Source organism: Pseudomonas sp. BP11-1-1 (genome assembly GCF_052112105.1).
GTDB lineage: Bacteria > Pseudomonadota > Gammaproteobacteria > Pseudomonadales > Pseudomonadaceae > Aquipseudomonas > Aquipseudomonas alvandae.
Window position 1 is genome coordinate 26859 of record NZ_JAUTYU010000021.1, and the last position, 16324, is coordinate 43182.

Below are 16324 nucleotides of genomic sequence, written 5' to 3' on the forward strand. Positions count from 1 at the left end.
GGTTTGTCAGCCTGAATCGAAACCGAAGATGCCTATGATGAAGCCACAGAAATTCGCCCGTTACTTCAAAAGCCGTTCGTGGCTGATGCTGCCGACGCTACTGGTAGTCTGTGGACTGGTGTTGTCACTGGAATCCAGCGTGAGCCGCGCCCAGCCAGCCGATGGCGTGCAGACCCTGGTGTTCCTGCGCCACGCCGAGAAACCCGCCGGAGGCCTGGGCCAGCTCAATTGCCAAGGGCTGAATCGCGCCATCGACCTGGCGACCTTGTTGCCGGAAAAATTCGGCAAGGCCGACTACGTATTCGCCGCCAACCCTACCCGGAATGTCGAAGAGGGTGAGCTGGACAATTCCTACAGCTACATCCGCCCGCTGATGACCATCAGCCCCAGCGCCATCAAGCTGGGCCTGCCGGTGAACATCGAATATTCAGCCAACGACACCAGCGACCTGGCCGACGAACTGCTGCACGACAAATACCACAACGCCACCATCTACACCGCCTGGTCCCACGGCTACTTGCCGGAACTGATCAACAAGGTCGCGGGCGAAGCGGTGGGCAAGCGGCTCAAGATCACCGATGACTGGGCGTCGAGCGATTTCGATTCGCTGTACGTGCTGACACTGACCTGGCACAACGGCAAGGCCAGCCTGACCAGCCAGAGCTACAAGCAAGGGCTGGATAACGGGCAGGAGACGTGCCCGACCTAAACCGCCAACTCGATGTGTCGACGAACCCTGACTGTGGGAGCGGGCTTGCTCGCGAAGGCGGCGTAACAGTCAGCGATGATGTTGAACATGCGGGCCTATTCGCGAGCAAGCCCGCTCCCACAATGCTTCGGTGCCCTTGCTAAAGAGTACTGCCTCATCCGCCTCGAGCGGCGCGCTCAGTCAGATATTCCAACACCGCCAGCCGCTCCCCGGCGAACTCGATCCGCCCGCCCTTCTTCTCCCGCTGGAACACGTACATCGGGTCGTAGTATTCGCGCAGCAGGCCTTCGATCCAGCCGCGATGCAAATCGACGGCACCCGTGCTGGCCTGCTCGCCCAGGGCGGCTTCCATGATGTCCATCAATCGCCGATGACGGTCGCCACCCAGGCGCCTGTGAATGTTGCCGAGACTCGACAGCAGTCGCTCGGAAAACAAAGCGAAACCTTCGTCGCCATGCACGTTGATGAACTCGGCGCACAGGTTGATCACGTAGTCCTGCAGGATTCGCTCGACCCGCCGCTCAAGGCTGTCTTCCAGCCAGACCATCGGCACCTGCTGCATGCGCTGGTACAACGGCAGCGGGACGGCGCAGCTGCCCACCATCCGACTTTCGTCTTCCAGCACGAACTGCTCGACGCCGGCAGCGCGTTTTTTCAGCACATCCACCGCCAGCAGATTCTCGAAATCGATGTTGGACGGCTGTCCGGTGGCACGCTTGCCAAAGCTCGAACCGCGATGGTTGGCGCAACCCTCCAGGTCAAGCGCATTGGGCAGTTGCGCCAGCACTTCGGTTTTGCCCGTGCCGGTCATGCCACCCAGCAAGACCAGGTCGCACTGGGTTGCGGCCTGCTCGACGGTTTCGAGCAAAAAGGTACGCATGGCCTTGTAGCCGCCGCCGACACGGGGGTAGTCGATACCGGCTTCGTCCTTGAGCCATTGCTGGACAATTTGCGAGCGCAAGCCGCCACGGAAGCAATAGAGCAACCCGTCCGGATGAGACCGGGCGAAGTCGGCCCAGGCCTGGATGCGCTGGGCCTTGGTTTCACCGGAGACCAGCTGATGCCCCAGGACAATGGCGGCCTGCTGTCCTTGCTGTTTGTAACAGGTGCCAACCCGTTGCCGTTCGATGTCGGTCATCAGCGGCAGGTTGACCACACCGGGGAATGCACCCTTGACGAACTCGACGGGCGCACGGGTATCCATCATCGGACGATCGTTAAGGAAGATATCGCGGTAATCGGTAATGTCGTTGGGCATCAAGACACCTCGACCGCGTGGGTCTGTCGCTCGACCAATTCGCCAATCGGCTCCAGTGCAAGGCCCAGCTCGGCGGCGACCTGCAGGAATTCGCCTTCACCTTCTGGCGTGACGGCAATCAGCAGGCCGCCGCTGGTCTGCGGGTCGCACAGCACGCGCTTGTGCAACTCCTGGACACGGCCGACCTTGCTCGCGTAACTGTCATAGTTGCGCAACGTGCCGCCCGGTACACAGCCCAGGTCCAGGTAATACTCGACGCCCGGCAAGCGCGGCACCGCGTCATAACGGATGCGCGCGGTGAGCTGGCTGCCATCGGCCATCTCCACCAAGTGCCCGAGCAAGCCGAAGCCCGTGACATCGGTCATCGCGGCCACGCCGTCGAGCTTGCCGAAACGGCTGCCGGGCTTGTTGAGCGTGCACATCCAATCGCGGGCCAGGCCCACGTCGGCGGCGCGCAGCTTGCCTTTCTTTTCCGCCGTGGTGAGGATGCCGATACCCAGGGGTTTGGTCAGGTACAGGCGACACCCGGCGACAGCGGTATCGTTGCGTTTCATATGGCGCTTCTGCACGAGCCCCGTCACTGCCAGGCCGAAAATCGGCTCTGGCGCATCGATCGAGTGCCCACCCGCCAAGGGAATGCCCGCCTCATCGCACACCGAGCGACCACCGCGGATCACCTCCCGGGCGACTTCCGGGGCCAGGACGTTGACCGGCCAGCCGAGGATCGCAATCGCCATCAGCGGATCGCCGCCCATGGCGTAGATATCGCTGATGGCGTTGGTGGCGGCGATGCGGCCGAAGTCGAACGGATCGTCGACGATCGGCATGAAGAAGTCGGTGGTCGAGACCACCCCGCGCTCCTCGTCGATGGCGTAGACCGCCGCATCGTCCCGGGAGGCATTGCCCACCCAAAGCTTGGGGTCAAGATTCTGCGCGCCGCTGCCGGCCAGGATCACTTCCAGCACCTGGGGCGAAATCTTGCAGCCGCAACCGGCACCGTGGCTGTACTGGGTCAGGCGAATCGGCTCGCTCATGGGCATACCTCTCGTAAGTCAAGGTGGGTGATTCTACCAGCAACCCCCACCGTCCACCGCCAGTCGCGATCATTCGCAGCGCATCCGACGGAATTTTTCCGCCGTGGGAAGACTCACTTGAACAATAGCCGAGCCCCCACAGGAGATTGCCGATGGACCCAAAACCCGCCGCAAACAATCATCTTGATTACGGTCTCGACACGCTGTTCGGCCGCGAGACCAAAAGCGTCGACTGCCAATTCGAGGTCAAGCGTCTCGACGATGGCGAGCCGCCGTGGTTTGCCCTGCATGTACGCCCGCCGCTGCCCGAAGACCTGGCGAAAGCCCAAATCGTGGTGTTCCGCGCCGAAGGCCGGCGCATCAGCGGCATCGTCCGGCGTACCGAGCGCCTGGCCGACGACAGCCTGCAACTGGACGTCGAACCGGACTGAGCCGCCCCGGCCGGCGTCCCTAGCCATCACGGAGTGCGTTCGCGCTTGCATTTGATCAGCGCAGTGGAGTCCGGGGCGACGACCATGGGATGATCGGTCCTCAAGCACGACCACCCGTGGAGCATTTGAATGTCATCGCTGAGTCAAAACGCCGCCGCCCTGCTGCTGACGGCCATCGCCAGCCTCGTCGCATTGCCTGCGCTGGCTGCCCAGCCCAAGGCCGTGGCGCAAGCGCCCGTCCAGAAGATCTCGATGTTGGGCGGCAAATTCAGCTTCAGCCTGCCCAAGGGCTTCACGGCGACGCCCTTGTCCGCCGGGGATGTGGCGCAGGGGACCGCCGGGGCCGCCGGTACGATGTACAGCAATGCCACCACCAGAACGGTGGTGATCACGGCCGAAAACACCTTGGTCGACGGGGCGAATGTGAAGGACAACGACACCGCCTTCCTGGATACCACCTTCGCCAACTTCGCCGTCCAGAAAACCAAGGCCCTACCGGATGCCAAGATCCTCGGCGAACAGAGCCTGACCCAGAAAACCACGGGCCTGGGCCTGCGTCAGCTCGATACCAAGGCCACGCAGGGTGGCGGGCCAACGTTGGATACCACGTTGATCGGCGCTTCCGGCACGCGCATGGCCGTGGTGCAGATCATTTCCAGGGCCAGCGACCAGGCCGGTCATGAAGCGCTGGTGAAGCAGATCGCCAGCGGCAAGTGATGATTTGCTGCAGTTTTGTGGGAGCGAGCCTGCTCGCGAAGGCGGCGGCACATTCAGCATCGACTCCGGCTGAACCACCGCTTTCGCGAGCAAGCCCGCTCCCACAGGGATCCGGGGTGCATATCAGGGATTGAGGCGCTCCAGCCAGGCCCGCAGATCCTTCACTTCCTGCGCACTGATGCTGTGGCCGAGGCCTGGATAGGCATGGAATTCCGGCTCCAGGGCCAGGGTCTTGAGGAATGTGTCGGCGTCGGTGCCGTCACGGTAGGGAATGATCGGATCCACTGTTCCGTGACCGATGAACACCGCGAGCGCCCGCCGCGATTCATCGGGGGTCAGTTCGGCCCGCAGCACCGGCAGGACCCGCCCGCCCATCGCGGCAATACCGCCAACGGCTTCGGGGTGTCGCAAGGCGACTTCGTAGCTCATCATCGCCCCCTGGCTGAACCCCACCAGGTAGACGTTGCTCGCATCAGTCGGGTATTTGGCCCGGGCCTTGTCGATGAACTCCAGGAGCATCTGGCCGCTGGCCTTCAGGTCGGATGTGTCACCGTCGTACGCACCCTCGCCCTTTTTCGCAAACCACTGGTAGTGCCCCGGCTCCATAGCCTTGGGCGCCCGCACCGATAGGTAGTTGTAGTGCTCGGGCAGTTCGTCCGCAAGCCTGAGCAGGTCCTCTTCGTTGCTGCCCGACCCGTGCAGGAAAATCACCAGCGGTCGGTTCCCGGCCTTTTCGTCAGCGCGGGCCAGGTAGTTGAGTGGCAAGTCGGTATGCAGCGAAGGTTGAGCCTGCACGCCGACGGATACCAGCAGCAGAAACAGGGCGAACGCTTTGAGCATCAGTCTTCCTCCATCATTGGATAGCCGCACGGCAACGACCGTGCGGTGAGGTAGACCGCACTCATCAGTCGTTGATCAATTTCCCCGCCCGAATCGGCTCGCGCCCGGCGACTTTCGCCTGCCAGATGCCCGGCTGGGTGTAGCGTCCGCGATCCAGTGCGAACAATACCCCGCACGTGCCGGCAGGAACAACGGTGACCCGGTCATTCAACGGATCGACCACTTCGAACAGTGGATCGCCCCGCTCCACCCATTCGCCCGCTTCGCGCAAAAAGCTGACCACGCCATGGTGCGGCGCGAACAGGTACTCGGTGCCTTCGAATGGAAAACCTTCGCAGCACGCTTGCGGCGCGGCCGGCCAGTCACCGCCGATAAAGCCCTGTTCCGCCAGGAACCCGAGGATGGCTTCGCAATTGGCTTGGGCCTGCTCCACCCGGGTGTCGCCCATGCTGCCGAGTTCCAGCGTCGTCGCCAGGTTGGCCGGTGGAATCGCTGCTTGCGGAAAAATCTTCGCCAGGCGCAACCACGGCGTCGAGCAAGACTCATCGAACGAACTGCCGCCGGAATCTTCACACAGCAACGCCACGCCAGCCTTCAACCGCGCGGCCAATGAGCGCCATTGCGGCCACTGTTGCGGCAAGGCGTACAAGTGGATCGCAGCCTCGAAATCACAGTGCAGGTCCAGGGTGACATCGGCGTCGCAAGCGTGGCGCAGTAACAGCCGATGCAAGGCTTCGAGCTGAGACGGGGGCGGCGGGAGATCATCCAGCACCTCGATCATGGTCTGGCGAATCAAGGTGATATTCGCGGCCGGGTCATCCCCGAGGCGTTCACCGACGCGCTGCGCCACCGGGGCACTGAGTTCAACGAAGGATCGGTTGAAGTTCTTGCCACTGCCCAGTTCGAAACGCCCCATGTGGGCGCTTTGCAGGTGCTGGTCCAGGCCGATCGGATTGGCCACCGGCACGAGTTCGATCACGCCCTTGAGCAGGCCTTGGGCTTCAAGCGTGTTGAGGCGTTGTTTCAATTCCCATGCCGTGCGCATGCCGGGTAATTCATCGGCGTGCAGGCTGGCCTGGATATACGCCTTGCGCGGGCCGTGGCCGTAACAAAACACGCTGAGCGAACGTTCCGTGCCCAGGTGGCTCCAGGGCAAGGTATGGTCGATGCGTTGCATAGGCTCTCCAGATATCGGTTTCTCGACAGGCGCAGGGTAAGACAATCGCCCATGAAAAAGGTGGCCGGCCGGGTCAGCGGCGGGCCACCTGGTGACGTCAGCGATTAATGCCCGTAGACGTCAAAGGCAAAGTATTTGTCTTGGACTTTCTTGTACGTGCCATTGGCGCGGATTTCGGTGATGGCAGCGTTGAATTTCTCGGCAAGCGCCTGGTCGCCCTTGCGCACCGCGATACCGGCGCCGCCGCCGAAGTATTTCGCGTCTTCATAGGTCGGCCCCACGAAGGCAAAGCCTTTGCCGGCGTCGGTCTTCAGGAAGCCTTCGTCAAGGGTGACGGAGTCGGCCAGCGTCGCGTCGAGGCGACCGGAAACCATGTCCAGGTTGGCCTCCTGCTGGGAGCCGTAGCGCACCAGGTCGATCCCCGCTGGCACCAGCACCTCGGTTGCGAAGCGATCATGGGTGCTGGCGCGCAGCACACCGACTTTCTTGCCCTTGAGCTCGGTCAGCGGGTCCTTGACGTCGGAGCCTTGCTTCATCACGAAACGCGCCGGGGTGTGGTAGTACTTGATGGTGAAGTCGACGTTTTTCTTGCGATCGTCGGTGATGGTCATGGACGACAGGATCGCGTCGATTTTCTTGACCTTCAGCGCCGGGATCAGGCCGTCGAATTCCTGCTCGACCCACGTGCACTTGACCTTCATCTGTGCGCACAGCGCGTCGCCGATGTCCACATCGAAACCGGCCAACTTGCCATCAGGGGTTTTCATCGAAAACGGCGGATAACCCGCCTCGATCCCGAGACGGATCGGCTTGGCGTCTTCGGCCACGGCCGAGAATGACAATACGGACAGTGCGAGGGCACCGAACATGGCTAGCTTCTTCATTTTTGCTCCTGAGTGCGCAGGTATTTATTGATCGTTATAGGCAGAATCGGAAACAGCGTTCGGTCGATGAAAACCGAAGTGGCCCGGAGTCTAGAGATGCACCCAGGAGGGAAATTACGTCGAAGCGACAAATAGTTATAGAAATACTGCCTGGGAGCTGCGTAGAGCTGCCGAGTGAAACGAGGCTGCGATCTTTTCAAAAGATCAAAGATCAAAAGATCGCAGGCTTCGCCAGCTCCTACAGGGCCCAGCGGGAGCAAGCTTTCAGCAATCGCAGCTGATCGCCTTTTCCGCCACGCGCTCGACGGAACCGGTCAGGCGAAAACCCTCATCGAGCCAGCCCATGACCCCGCCGATCATTTCCTTGACCGGGTAACCCAGCGTTGCCAGGCGCACCGCGGCCTTGTTCGCACCGTTGCAATGCGGGCCGGCGCAATACACCACGAACAGCGTGGCCTTGGGGTAGGCCGCCAACGCCTCGGCGGTGAGGGTCCGGGTTGGGAGATTTATCGCCCCTGGCACATGCCCGCGTTCGTAAGCCAGCGGTCCGCGCACGTCCACCAGGACAAAATCGATGGTGCCCGCCGCTTGGCTGGCATGCACATCGGAACAATCGGTTTCGAACATCAGGCGACGGCTGAAATGCTGCAGGGCGAGGTCGGATGGGGCAGCAGGCACTTCGCTAACAAGACTGGTCATGCGTGGTTACTCCGGGACAAATGAAGACTGGAACAGACTTTATCCCCCCGACGCTAACCGCTACAGTGGCGCACAAGACACTCTGTGGGAATTTTCCGCCAAATGCAGCCTGCTCCCGGCCTGGTCGCCATCCTCGCGTATGACGGCTTGTGCACATTCGAATTCGGTGTCGCCGTGGAAATCTTCGGATTGGCCCGGCCCGAGTTCGATTTCCCCTGGTATGAGCACCGCATCGTCGCCGTCGACGACGGTCCGATGCGCGCCATGGGCGGCTTCCAAGTCCTGGCCGATGGCGGCATGGAGCTGCTCGACACCGCCCGGACCATCATCGTGCCAGGCTGGCGCAGCCGCAGCGAACCGCCCTCCGATGCCCTGCTCCTCGTCCTGCGCCGTGCCCACGCCCGCGGTGCCCGCTTGCTGTCGATCTGCTCCGGGGCGTTCGTCCTGGCGGCCACTGGACTGCTCGATGGCTTGGCGGCAACGACGCACTGGCGCTACACCGACGAACTGGCGCAAGGCTATCCTGCCATTCGGGTCGACCCGGATGTGCTCTATGTCGACTCGGGCCAGCTCATTACTTCCGCTGGCAGCGCCGCGGGCATCGATGCGTGCCTGCACCTGGTAGCCCGGGACTTCGGTGCCCAGGTCGCCAATGCCGTGGCGCGTCGGCTGGTCATGCCGACACAACGCACCGGCGGCCAGGCACAATTCATCCCCTCACCGGTCAGCCGCACGCCACGCGGTGATTTGTCCAGCGTCATGCAGTGGGCCCGCGAGCATCTCCACGAACCGCTGGGCGTGCGCGAATTGGCGAGCCGCGCGGCGATGAGCGAACGGACCTTCCTGCGCCGCTTCACCCAAGCCTGCGGTGTATCGCCCAAGGCCTGGCTGCAACATGAACGCTTGGCCCGGGCCCGGGAACTGTTGGAAAGCACCGCAGACAACACCGACAACATCGCCCAGCTATGTGGCTATCGTTCGGTGGAAAGTTTTCGCGTAGCGTTCCGCAGCGTGGTAGGCGTGGCGCCATCGGTGTATCGGGAGCGGTTTGGCCGGGGCTGAAGATGCGCCGCGTCCAAGGCCATACCTTTGTGGCGAGGGAGCTTGCTCCCGCTCAACTGCGAAGCAGGCGCAAGATTAAGCGTATGACTGTCAGATGTCGGGGTCGCTGCGCAACCCAGCGGGAGCAAGCTCCCTCGCCACGGTTGGATCGAATCTGCAATCAACGCCTGCGCAGCAGGTATGTGTCCATGATCCAGCCATGCTCTTCTCGCGCCGCCTTACGCGTGCGCTCGATATCGTCGGCCACGTCGCCCAACCGCCCGGCGATCAGCCGTTCATCTGGCGTTCCCACATAGGCGCCCCAATAGATCCGCGTATCGGGATCGCTCACGCACTGGTAGGCATCCCCGGCATCAAGCATCACCACGACGCTTGCCGCGTCGCCCACCTGCCCCGCCGCCAACCGACGTCCGGTGGTGATCTCCAGCGAACCGCCAATCGTGTTCAACGGCACTTTATGCTTCGCCGCAAGGGCCTGGACGCTGGTGATGCCGGGGATCACATCGAATTCGAAGGCACAGCGTCCCGCGTCGAGGATCGCCTGCAGGATGCGCAAGGTGCTGTCGTACAACGACGGATCGCCCCACACCAGGAAACCGCCATGCTGCCCGTCAGATAACTCTTCATCGATCAACCTTTCGAAGGTGGTCTGCTTCGCACGGTTCAATGCTTCGACGCTCGCTGTGTAGTCCGTGTCGTCGCGTTGGCGCTCTGGACTGTAGGCTTCGACGAAACGGTAGGTACGACCGATGATGTAGCGTTGACAGATTTCGCGGCGCAGATCCAGCAGCATCTCCTTGGCGGGCCCCTTGTCCATGAGAAAAAACACATCCACCTGGTTCAAGGCCTTCACCGCCTGCATCGTCAGGTGATCCGGGTCACCGGCGCCGATGCCTATCACTGATAATTTCTTCACTTACGCTGGCTCCTGTAGGCGCAATCGCCAGACTTCGTTGAAGCGCAGGTCGACGACGCCCAGCGGTTCGATGTCGATCCGGTTGAGCGTGGCCATGGGACAACCCAGCACATTCACCAGCGCGGCGCGAATCACGAACGGATGGGTCACTGCCAGGTAGTGGCCCGGTGTGTTTTCCAGGGTTGCCAGCCAATCACCGACGCGGCGGCACAGCCGGGAGACCGACTCACCCCCATGGGGTGCGGCATCCGGGTCGTCGCGCCAGGCTTGAAGCAGTTGCGGTTCGGTCTTGAGCAATTCATCAACGGACAATCCGCGCCACTGGCCAAAATCACAATCGGCCAGGGCCTGGATCGTCTGCGGCTCGTCACCCAGCAGCGCGGCCGTCTGACGTGCCCGCAGCTCCGGCCCGCATAGCAGATGGCGGACGTTACGGTACTCACGCCCGACGCCAGGGCGCTTCGCCAGCCAGCCGGTATCCAAGGGTTCATCCAAACCGAAACGCGCGGCTTTCTGGGCGGCGGTGCGGCCGTGGCACATCAGGGTCAGGCGAGTGGCTTGCACGCGGGATACTCGGTTTGGCGAAGAGTCATGGCAGGAACAATCCCTGATTTTCTTGTACAGCACCTTATATGAAATCAAATAACCGAGACAAAAAGGCGTAATTTCCGACACTGAAAAAGGCTATGCCTGACATATGACGACGCTCCAGCCAAACCCTTGTCCTACAAGGCTTCTGTAGATACTTTCTGGCTTTTTAAACGGAACGTAAAAACCTCTGGACACGTAGCACCTGCTGCCCAAATACTATTTTGAGCGTTATGAAAGATTTCGACACTCATCCAGGCAAGGAGCACGGATGCCTCTCTCCAGAGACCGGATCACCGATCCATGCCTGGTTTTGACGCCATCGGAACGCCAGGTCATGGGACCGCCGCGCGATCAGGCTGTACTCGAAGCCTTGCCCGGCCTGTTGGCTGGGACCTGGTTCGCCTTTAACGCCCGGAAATTGGCCTCGACCCAGACGCTGTCATTTGCCGAGCCTTGTAAACACTATGCGTGAATCCATTGAATGTGCTGAGGCGGGTCTGTACACCAAGCCTGCTTTCCGATTGCTGCGGGAAGATTCCGATCATCCGTTGCTGCTGGTATGCGAACACGCCAGCCGCTTCATCCCAAGCGCGCTGAATGACCTCGGCCTGGATGAAACGGCCGCCCAGGAACATATTGCCTGGGATATCGGCGCCCTGGCCCTGGCTGAACGGCTGTCCGAAACCCTCGGCGCAACGTTGCTGTCCGCCAACTACTCGCGGCTGTTGATCGACCTGAATCGTCCACTTCACGTCGCCGACAGCATCCCGGCCCAAAGTGAGATTTATCAGATTCCCGGCAACCAGTCCCTGGACGACGCTACGCGCGAATACCGGCAGCGGTGCCTCTTTCATCCATTTCATGATCAGTTAAAGGCGTTGATCGACCAGCGCCTGGCGGATAAGCGGACCGTGCGGGTAGTGGGCATTCACAGTTTCACACCGGTGTTCTACGGCCAACCGCGCGCCCTCGAGGCCGGGGTGCTGTTTGGCGACGCCGGGGAATATGCCCGGCGCATCGTCGAAGGGTTGGGAAGACATTCGCTGCGGGCCGCCGGTAACCAGCCCTACAAAGTCAGCCCCCTGAGTGACATGACAGTACCGGTACACGGCGACGGACGCGGCCTCGATTCGGTATTGATCGAAGTGCGCAATGACCTGCTGCGCAGTCCAGAATCGATACGGACCTGGAGCGCCTATCTCGCACCGCTGCTATGACGCGACGGTGATCAATCAGTTTTCAGCTTCAACGCGTGGACATCGACAGTGATCGTCAAGCCCGGTGTAGATCATCGGGTTCTCTGGAACAGGAGTGCAATCCATGCTGGCCTTACGTCCAGTTCAGTTATCCGATTTGCCGCAACTGCAGCAACTGGCCCGCGACAGCCTGGTGGGTGTCACTTCGCTTCCAGACGACACGGATCGCCTGCGGGAGAAAATCCTCGGCTCGTGTGCCTCGTTCGAAGCGGACGTGCAGGCGCCGGGCGGGGAAAACTATTTCTTTGTCTTGCAGAACCTCGCGTCCGGCCACTTGGTGGGTTGTTCGGAGATCATCGCCAGCACCGGTTGCACCGAACCGTTCTTCAGCCTTCGCCACCGACCATTTTCCAGCGAGTCCCGGGAACTGAACATCCACCACGGCGTGCCGGCGCTGTCGTTGTGCCAGGACCTCAGCGGCCAGACATTGCTGCGCGGTTTCCACATCGACGCGACTCGCGTGCGCACCCCGGAATCGGAGTTGCTGTCCCGGGCGCGGCTGATGTTCATTGGCGCTCATCCCCGGCGCTTTGCCGAATCGGTCATTACGGAAATCGTCGGTTTCAGCAGTGAAGACGGCCGCTCTCCGTTCTGGGACGCCATCGGCCAGCACTTCTTCGACCTGCCCTACACCGAAGCCGAACGCCTGTGCGGCCTGCAGAGCCGCACCTTTCTCGCTGAATTGATGCCGCAGTATCCGATTTATGTGCCGATGTTGCCGGAGGCGGCCCAGGCCTGCATCGGCCGGGTGCACCCCGACGGCCAGGAGGCGTTCGACATACTCGAGCGCGAGGGTTTCGAAACCAACAGCTATGTGGACCTCTTCGACGGTGGGCCGACGTTGCACGGTCGAACCACGAACATTCGCTCGATCGTCCAAAGTCGCTCGGTCATCACCCGGCAAAGCCGAGTAATCGATGCCCGTGGGCGGTATCTGGTGAGCAACGATGGCCTCGCGGGTTATCGGGCCATCATCGCCGACCTGGACGTCAGCGGCGAGGGCCCGGTGGCACTGCACCCTGACATGCTGGTGGCGCTGGGAATCACCGAGGGTGAGCGGATCCGAGTGGTGAGCCTGTGAGATCGATCGAATTGCATGCCGCCCCTCGACACCGCGCCGGGCATGAAGAAGGAGCCGCTTCATGATCGTCCGTCCCGTCGCCCTGACAGACCTGCCTGCGTTACTGGACCTGGCCCGCTGCGCCGGCCCGGGCTTCACCAGCTTGCCGGCCAACGAGGAGCGCCTGGCGCATCGCCTGCGCTGGGCCCAGCGTACCTTCGCCGGACAGGTCGAACGGGCTGATGCCGACTACCTGTTTGTGCTCGAGGACGATGATCGGCAAGTGGTGGGCATCAGCGCGCTGACCGGGGCCGTCGGGGTTCGTGAACCCTGGTACAACTATCGCGTCGGCGTGACGGTCAGTTCAGCGCCTGAACTGGGCATCCAGCGGCAGATCCCGACATTGTTCCTCAACAATGAAATGACCGGGCAATCGGAAATCTGCTCGTTGTTCCTGCGGCCCGAGCAGCGTCGGGGCCATAACGGCCGGCTGCTGTCCTTGGCGCGCTTGTTGTTCGTCGCCGAGTTCCCCAGCCTGTTTGGCGAAAAGCTGATTGCCGAACTGCGCGGCCACGCCGATGCACAGGGCCGCTCGCCTTTTTGGGACAGCCTGGGGAGGCACTTCTTCCAGAAGGATTTCAGCTACGCCGATCAGCTGTCCGGCATGGGTAACAAATCATTCATCGCCGAATTGATGCCGCGTCAGCCGCTGTATACCTGCCTGCTCACCGAACAAGCCCAGGCCGTGATTGGCAAGGCTCACCCCAACACCGAACCGGCCTTGAAAATCCTCAGTGCCGAGGGTTTCGCCCATAAGGGATACATTGATATTTTCGACGGCGGCCCGGTGGTCGAGGCGCCGGTGTCGAAGATCCGTAGCGTGCGCGACAGCCAGCCGCTGACGCTGGCGATCGGTACACCGGACGAACAGGCCCCGACCTGGCTGATTCATAACCGACGCCTGGAAAACTGCCGCGTCACCAGCGCCCGCGCCCATCAACACGGCCATAGCCTGCTCGTCGACCGCGTCACCGCCAAACGCCTGCAAGTGCAGCCGGGCGACACCGTACGCGCCGTGACATTGCCCTGGCAGGGACAACGAGCGGTTGCAGCGTAAGCGGCGTGTTACAGGCTTCCCAGCCGGCGGGCTCTGGCCTGATGCCATAACGGCATCGCCTATACACATTCGTCATCATCTCTGCGCTTGCCACGTGATAGCCTTTGGATCTTTCGGCGTTGACACTTTTGCTCAAGCCTTTCCATTCCATTGGTGGATCTCATATGTCCAGGCTTTCCCATCAAGATTTGCGTCGCAGCTTTCGCCAATTGCTGGCTTCCAAGACCTGCTATCACACCGCCTCGGTGTTTGATCCGATGTCGGCGCGCATCGCCGCTGACCTGGGTTTCGAAGTGGGCATCCTGGGGGGCTCGGTGGCGTCGTTGCAGGTATTGGGCGCGCCGGACTTCGCATTGATCACCCTCAGTGAATTTGCCGAGCAGGCGACTCGCATTGGCCGCGTGGCCCAGTTGCCGTTCATTGCCGACGCCGACCATGGCTACGGCAACGCACTGAACGTGATGCGTACCATCATCGAACTCGAGCGCGCTGGCGTGGCTGCGCTGACTATCGAAGACACCTTGCTGCCAGCCCAGTTTGGCCGCAAATCCACCGACCTGATCAGCGTGGCCGAAGGCGTCGGCAAGATCCGCGCGGCATTGGAGGCACGGGTCGATTCGGAAATGGCGATCATTGCCCGCACCAATGCCGGGATCCTGCCGGTCCAGGAAATCATCAGCCGCACCCGGCAATACGAACGGGCCGGCGCGGACGGGATCTGCATGGTGGGCGTGCAAGACTTCGAGCATTTGGAGCAGATCAGCGAAAACCTGAACGTCCCCTTGATGCTCGTGACCTATGGCAATCCGTTGCTGCGGGATGATAAACGCCTGGCCGAACTGGGCGTTCGCGTCACGATCGATGGCCACGGCGCCTATTTTGCCGCGATCAAGGCCACCTATGACAGCCTGCGGGAGCAGCGTCAGATCTTTACCCAGGCATCAGACCTGAGCGCCACCGAACTGACCCACACCTACACCCAGCCCGAGGAATATATCCGTTGGGCCGAGGAATACATGAGCGTCAAGGAGTGAACTGACGACCACGGGCTTCGCAACGAAGCCCTGTCGGATGTACCCCTGTGGGAGCGGGCTTGCTCGCGAAGGCGGAGTGCCAAGCGACATGTTCTTTGCAGATACACCGCATTCGCGAGCAAGCCCGCTCCCACCGAGAGTATGGGGCCTGTCTCATTAGAAAAAGTTTTCAGCGCCCGCTACGCAGCATCTCCTTGGGCACATATTTGCCGATCTCGAACTTGCCGATAGCAGCGCGGTGGACTTCATCCGGGCCGTCGGCCAGGCGCAAGGTGCGTTGCATGGCATACATATAGGCCAGCGGGAAATCGTTGGAAACCCCGGCGCCGCCGTGGATCTGGATCGCCCGGTCGATGACTTTCAAGGCCACGTTAGGCGCAACGACCTTGATCTGGGCAATTTCACTCTTCGCCACTTTATTACCGACGGTGTCCATCATGTACGCCGCCTTCAAGGTCAGCAGGCGCGCCATGTCGATTTCCATCCGCGAGTCGGCGATCTTGTCGATGTTACCGCCCAGGCGTGCAAGCGGTTTGCCGAATGCGGTGCGGCTGACGGCGCGCTGGCACATCAATTCCAAGGCGCGTTCCGCCATGCCGATCGAGCGCATGCAATGGTGAATCCGCCCCGGGCCCAGGCGCCCCTGGGCAATCTCAAAGCCGCGGCCTTCACCCAGCAGGACGTTTTCGTACGGCACCCGCACGTTATCGAACAGCACTTCGGCATGACCGTGAGGCGCATCGTCGTAGCCGAACACCGGCAATGGCCGGACGATTTTTACCCCGGGGGTGTCCACCGGCACCAGGATCATCGAGTGTTGGGCATGGCGTGGCGCGTCGGGGTTGCTCAAGCCCATGAAGATCAGGATTTTGCAGCGCGGATCGCAGGCACCTGAAGTCCACCATTTCTTGCCGTTGATCACCCATTGATCACCATCACGCTCGGCGCGGGCGGCCATGTTGGTGGCGTCCGAAGAGGCGACGTCCGGCTCGGTCATGGCGAAGGCCGAGCGGATCTCGCCCCGCAGCAGCGGCTCGAGCCAGCGTTGCTTCTGTTCTTCATTGGCGTAGCGCACGAGGACTTCCATGTTGCCAGTGTCCGGCGCCGAGCAGTTGAACGGCTCCGGCCCCAGCAACGAACGTCCCATGATTTCCGCCAACGGCGCGTATTCCAGGTTGGTCAGGCCGGCACCCAGTTCGGATTCCGGCAGGAACAGGTTCCACAAGCCCTCGGCTTTTGCCTTGGCCTTGAGTTCTTCCATGATGGCCGTGGGCTGCCAGCGATCACCTTCCGCTACCTGGCGCTCGAACACCGCTTCGGCCGGGTAGACGTAGGCATCCATGAACGCCGTGACGCGCTCGCGCAGTTCCTGAACCTTGGGGGAGTAGGCAAAATCCATCGGCAGCACCTTCTGGCAGAGGTTGTTTTTAGGTCATGGAATCGATGCTAGTTGAGCTACGAAAATTTACCTAACCTATTCTCGGCGTGTATTAACATTCATCACCGATATATGGTTCACTGATTTGCATCGCCACCCGG

At 61.6% G+C, this 16324-nt stretch carries 18 protein-coding genes; 9 read left to right on the forward strand and 9 right to left on the reverse strand.

Features of this window, described 5'->3' with window-relative positions; genetic code table 11:
* Positions 1–34 precede the first annotated feature (34 nt).
* Positions 35–709, forward strand: a complete 675-nt coding sequence (locus Q7C33_RS25380; protein WP_407684345.1) for a histidine phosphatase family protein — start codon at positions 35–37, stop codon at positions 707–709.
* Positions 710–863: 154 nt separating this feature from the next.
* Here Q7C33_RS25380 and mnmH read toward each other — a convergent pair whose 3' ends face one another.
* Both mnmH and selD read right to left on the reverse strand, forming a co-directional pair.
* Positions 864–1967, reverse strand: a complete 1104-nt coding sequence (gene mnmH, locus Q7C33_RS25385; RefSeq protein WP_323155063.1) for a tRNA 2-selenouridine(34) synthase MnmH — start codon at positions 1965–1967, stop codon at positions 864–866.
* Positions 1967–3001, reverse strand: a complete 1035-nt coding sequence (selD, locus tag Q7C33_RS25390; protein ID WP_030140092.1) for a selenide, water dikinase SelD — start codon at positions 2999–3001, stop codon at positions 1967–1969. The genes mnmH and selD overlap by 1 nt, the downstream gene beginning before the upstream one ends.
* A gap of 152 nt (positions 3002–3153) precedes the next feature.
* On the opposite strand from selD, the gene Q7C33_RS25395 reads away from it, so the two are divergent.
* Both Q7C33_RS25395 and Q7C33_RS25400 read left to right on the forward strand, forming a co-directional pair.
* A complete protein-coding gene (locus tag Q7C33_RS25395) occupies positions 3154–3432 on the forward strand; it encodes a hypothetical protein (protein WP_030140091.1) in 279 nt (92 codons plus the stop codon).
* Between the two features lie 129 nt (positions 3433–3561).
* The gene (locus Q7C33_RS25400; protein ID WP_030140090.1) at positions 3562–4149 is read left to right on the forward strand and encodes a hypothetical protein; all 588 of its coding nucleotides are present in this window, start codon (positions 3562–3564) and stop codon (positions 4147–4149) included.
* A gap of 123 nt (positions 4150–4272) precedes the next feature.
* Here the strand turns inward: Q7C33_RS25400 and Q7C33_RS25405 are convergent, their stop codons facing one another.
* From Q7C33_RS25405 to Q7C33_RS25420, 4 genes are all read right to left on the reverse strand, one after another.
* Positions 4273–4989 carry an alpha/beta hydrolase gene (locus Q7C33_RS25405; RefSeq protein WP_030140089.1) on the reverse strand — a complete coding sequence of 239 codons (717 nt, stop codon included), beginning with the start codon at positions 4987–4989 and terminating at the stop codon, positions 4273–4275.
* Between the two features lie 64 nt (positions 4990–5053).
* On the reverse strand, positions 5054–6166 hold the full coding sequence (locus Q7C33_RS25410) for a succinylglutamate desuccinylase/aspartoacylase family protein (RefSeq protein ID WP_198798050.1): 1113 nt from the start codon (positions 6164–6166) through the stop codon (positions 5054–5056).
* Between the two features lie 104 nt (positions 6167–6270).
* Positions 6271–7050, reverse strand: coding sequence for an ABC transporter substrate-binding protein (locus tag Q7C33_RS25415; protein ID WP_030140087.1), 780 nt, complete (start codon positions 7048–7050; stop codon positions 6271–6273).
* 264 nt (positions 7051–7314) lie between these two features.
* On the reverse strand, positions 7315–7749 hold the full coding sequence (locus tag Q7C33_RS25420) for a rhodanese-like domain-containing protein (protein WP_217861611.1): 435 nt from the start codon (positions 7747–7749) through the stop codon (positions 7315–7317).
* Positions 7750–7851: 102 nt separating this feature from the next.
* On the opposite strand from Q7C33_RS25420, the gene ftrA reads away from it, so the two are divergent.
* Positions 7852–8811: a transcriptional regulator FtrA gene (ftrA, locus tag Q7C33_RS25425; protein ID WP_030140085.1), complete on the forward strand. Its 960-nt coding sequence runs from the start codon at positions 7852–7854 to the stop codon at positions 8809–8811.
* Between the two features lie 160 nt (positions 8812–8971).
* Here the strand turns inward: ftrA and cobF are convergent, their stop codons facing one another.
* Together cobF and Q7C33_RS25435 are read right to left on the reverse strand one after the other, a co-directional pair.
* Positions 8972–9727: a precorrin-6A synthase (deacetylating) gene (gene cobF, locus Q7C33_RS25430; protein ID WP_030140084.1), complete on the reverse strand. Its 756-nt coding sequence runs from the start codon at positions 9725–9727 to the stop codon at positions 8972–8974.
* Positions 9728–10291, reverse strand: a complete 564-nt coding sequence (locus Q7C33_RS25435; RefSeq protein ID WP_334597331.1) for a histidine phosphatase family protein — start codon at positions 10289–10291, stop codon at positions 9728–9730.
* 295 nt (positions 10292–10586) lie between these two features.
* Here Q7C33_RS25435 and Q7C33_RS25440 point away from each other — a divergent pair, with 295 nt between their 5' ends.
* From Q7C33_RS25440 to Q7C33_RS25460, 5 genes are all read left to right on the forward strand, one after another.
* Positions 10587–10790 (forward strand): hypothetical protein, encoded by a 204-nt coding sequence (locus Q7C33_RS25440; protein ID WP_407684329.1) that lies wholly within the window; start codon positions 10587–10589, stop codon positions 10788–10790.
* Positions 10783–11535, forward strand: coding sequence for an N-formylglutamate amidohydrolase (locus Q7C33_RS25445; protein ID WP_217861608.1), 753 nt, complete (start codon positions 10783–10785; stop codon positions 11533–11535). The genes Q7C33_RS25440 and Q7C33_RS25445 overlap by 8 nt, the downstream gene beginning before the upstream one ends.
* A 103-nt stretch (positions 11536–11638) precedes the next feature.
* Positions 11639–12655 (forward strand): arginine N-succinyltransferase, encoded by a 1017-nt coding sequence (locus Q7C33_RS25450; protein WP_323155071.1) that lies wholly within the window; start codon positions 11639–11641, stop codon positions 12653–12655.
* A gap of 61 nt (positions 12656–12716) precedes the next feature.
* A complete protein-coding gene (gene astA / locus Q7C33_RS25455) occupies positions 12717–13751 on the forward strand; it encodes an arginine N-succinyltransferase (protein WP_030140079.1) in 1035 nt (344 codons plus the stop codon).
* Positions 13752–13915: 164 nt separating this feature from the next.
* Positions 13916–14785: an isocitrate lyase/PEP mutase family protein gene (locus Q7C33_RS25460; protein ID WP_030140078.1), complete on the forward strand. Its 870-nt coding sequence runs from the start codon at positions 13916–13918 to the stop codon at positions 14783–14785.
* A 169-nt stretch (positions 14786–14954) separates the two neighbouring features.
* On the opposite strand, the gene Q7C33_RS25465 is transcribed toward Q7C33_RS25460, so the two are convergent.
* On the reverse strand, positions 14955–16184 hold the full coding sequence (locus Q7C33_RS25465; protein ID WP_030140077.1) for an acyl-CoA dehydrogenase: 1230 nt from the start codon (positions 16182–16184) through the stop codon (positions 14955–14957).
* Between the last annotated feature and the right edge of the window lie 140 nt (positions 16185–16324).

What these genes read in the sequence shown, in the direction of transcription:
- Q7C33_RS25380 (WP_407684345.1), top strand. Translation starts at nt 35, where the DNA reads ATGATGAAGCCACAGAAATTCGCCCGTTACTTCAAAAGCCGTTCGTGG.
- mnmH (WP_323155063.1), bottom strand. Translation starts at nt 1,967, where the DNA reads ATGCCCAACGACATTACCGATTACCGCGATATCTTCCTTAACGATCGT.
- selD (WP_030140092.1), bottom strand. Translation starts at nt 3,001, where the DNA reads ATGAGCGAGCCGATTCGCCTGACCCAGTACAGCCACGGTGCCGGTTGC.
- Q7C33_RS25395 (WP_030140091.1), top strand. Translation starts at nt 3,154, where the DNA reads ATGGACCCAAAACCCGCCGCAAACAATCATCTTGATTACGGTCTCGAC.
- Q7C33_RS25400 (WP_030140090.1), top strand. Translation starts at nt 3,562, where the DNA reads ATGTCATCGCTGAGTCAAAACGCCGCCGCCCTGCTGCTGACGGCCATC.
- Q7C33_RS25405 (WP_030140089.1), bottom strand. Translation starts at nt 4,989, where the DNA reads ATGCTCAAAGCGTTCGCCCTGTTTCTGCTGCTGGTATCCGTCGGCGTG.
- Q7C33_RS25410 (WP_198798050.1), bottom strand. Translation starts at nt 6,166, where the DNA reads ATGCAACGCATCGACCATACCTTGCCCTGGAGCCACCTGGGCACGGAA.
- Q7C33_RS25415 (WP_030140087.1), bottom strand. Translation starts at nt 7,050, where the DNA reads ATGAAGAAGCTAGCCATGTTCGGTGCCCTCGCACTGTCCGTATTGTCA.
- Q7C33_RS25420 (WP_217861611.1), bottom strand. Translation starts at nt 7,749, where the DNA reads ATGACCAGTCTTGTTAGCGAAGTGCCTGCTGCCCCATCCGACCTCGCC.
- ftrA (WP_030140085.1), top strand. Translation starts at nt 7,852, where the DNA reads ATGCAGCCTGCTCCCGGCCTGGTCGCCATCCTCGCGTATGACGGCTTG.
- Q7C33_RS25440 (WP_407684329.1), top strand. Translation starts at nt 10,587, where the DNA reads ATGCCTCTCTCCAGAGACCGGATCACCGATCCATGCCTGGTTTTGACG.
- Q7C33_RS25445 (WP_217861608.1), top strand. Translation starts at nt 10,783, where the DNA reads ATGCGTGAATCCATTGAATGTGCTGAGGCGGGTCTGTACACCAAGCCT.
- Q7C33_RS25450 (WP_323155071.1), top strand. Translation starts at nt 11,639, where the DNA reads ATGCTGGCCTTACGTCCAGTTCAGTTATCCGATTTGCCGCAACTGCAG.
- astA (WP_030140079.1), top strand. Translation starts at nt 12,717, where the DNA reads ATGATCGTCCGTCCCGTCGCCCTGACAGACCTGCCTGCGTTACTGGAC.
- Q7C33_RS25460 (WP_030140078.1), top strand. Translation starts at nt 13,916, where the DNA reads ATGTCCAGGCTTTCCCATCAAGATTTGCGTCGCAGCTTTCGCCAATTG.
- Q7C33_RS25465 (WP_030140077.1), bottom strand. Translation starts at nt 16,184, where the DNA reads ATGGATTTTGCCTACTCCCCCAAGGTTCAGGAACTGCGCGAGCGCGTC.